This is a genomic window from Halomonas sp. DP8Y7-3 (assembly GCF_019801675.1).
Classification (GTDB): domain Bacteria; phylum Pseudomonadota; class Gammaproteobacteria; order Pseudomonadales; family Halomonadaceae; genus Halomonas; species Halomonas litopenaei_A.
Map to the genome: position 1 here is coordinate 1 of NZ_JAHVIO010000016.1, position 1647 is coordinate 1647.

General features: G+C 55.3%; 1 rRNA gene. It reads left to right on the forward strand.

Annotated elements, in window-relative coordinates:
• Positions 1–84: 84 nt before the first annotated feature.
• Positions 85–1622 (forward strand): 16S ribosomal RNA (locus tag KUV86_RS16600).
• Positions 1623–1647: the final 25 nt, after the last annotated feature.

Below are 1647 nucleotides of genomic sequence, written 5' to 3' on the forward strand. Positions count from 1 at the left end.
TGAAATATCAAGGCAAGCGACTCGTCAAACGAGACGTTTGAACCTTGAGCCAAGTTTGGTCCGCTTAACGGACTATCAGACTTTAAACTGAAGAGTTTGATCATGGCTCAGATTGAACGCTGGCGGCAGGCCTAACACATGCAAGTCGAGCGGAAACGATCCTAGCTTGCTAGGAGGCGTCGAGCGGCGGACGGGTGAGTAATGCATAGGAATCTGCCCGGTAGTGGGGGATAACCTGGGGAAACCCAGGCTAATACCGCATACGTCCTACGGGAGAAAGCAGGGGATCTTCGGACCTTGCGCTATCGGATGAGCCTATGTCGGATTAGCTAGTTGGTGAGGTAATGGCTCACCAAGGCTGCGATCCGTAGCTGGTCTGAGAGGATGATCAGCCACATCGGGACTGAGACACGGCCCGAACTCCTACGGGAGGCAGCAGTGGGGAATATTGGACAATGGGCGAAAGCCTGATCCAGCCATGCCGCGTGTGTGAAGAAGGCCTTCGGGTTGTAAAGCACTTTCAGTGAGGAAGAAGGCCTTGAGGTTAATACCCTCGAGGAAGGACATCACTCACAGAAGAAGCACCGGCTAACTCCGTGCCAGCAGCCGCGGTAATACGGAGGGTGCGAGCGTTAATCGGAATTACTGGGCGTAAAGCGCGCGTAGGCGGCTTGATAAGCCGGTTGTGAAAGCCCCGGGCTCAACCTGGGAACGGCATCCGGAACTGTCAGGCTAGAGTGCAGGAGAGGAAGGTAGAATTCCCGGTGTAGCGGTGAAATGCGTAGAGATCGGGAGGAATACCAGTGGCGAAGGCGGCCTTCTGGACTGACACTGACGCTGAGGTGCGAAAGCGTGGGTAGCAAACAGGATTAGATACCCTGGTAGTCCACGCCGTAAACGATGTCGACTAGCCGTTGGGCTCCTTGAGAGCTTTGTGGCGCAGTTAACGCGATAAGTCGACCGCCTGGGGAGTACGGCCGCAAGGTTAAAACTCAAATGAATTGACGGGGGCCCGCACAAGCGGTGGAGCATGTGGTTTAATTCGATGCAACGCGAAGAACCTTACCTACCCTTGACATCGAGAGAACTTTCCAGAGATGGATTGGTGCCTTCGGGAGCTCTCAGACAGGTGCTGCATGGCTGTCGTCAGCTCGTGTTGTGAAATGTTGGGTTAAGTCCCGTAACGAGCGCAACCCTTGTCCCTATTTGCCAGCGATTCGGTCGGGAACTCTAGGGAGACTGCCGGTGACAAACCGGAGGAAGGTGGGGACGACGTCAAGTCATCATGGCCCTTACGGGTAGGGCTACACACGTGCTACAATGGCCGGTACAATGGGTTGCGAATCCGCGAGGTGGAGCTAATCCCATAAAGCCGGTCTCAGTCCGGATCGGAGTCTGCAACTCGACTCCGTGAAGTCGGAATCGCTAGTAATCGTGAATCAGAATGTCACGGTGAATACGTTCCCGGGCCTTGTACACACCGCCCGTCACACCATGGGAGTGGACTGCACCAGAAGTGGTTAGCCTAACTTCGGAGGGCGATCACCACGGTGTGGTTCATGACTGGGGTGAAGTCGTAACAAGGTAGCCGTAGGGGAACCTGCGGCTGGATCACCTCCTTAATCGACACGTCGCTGACTGTCGGTA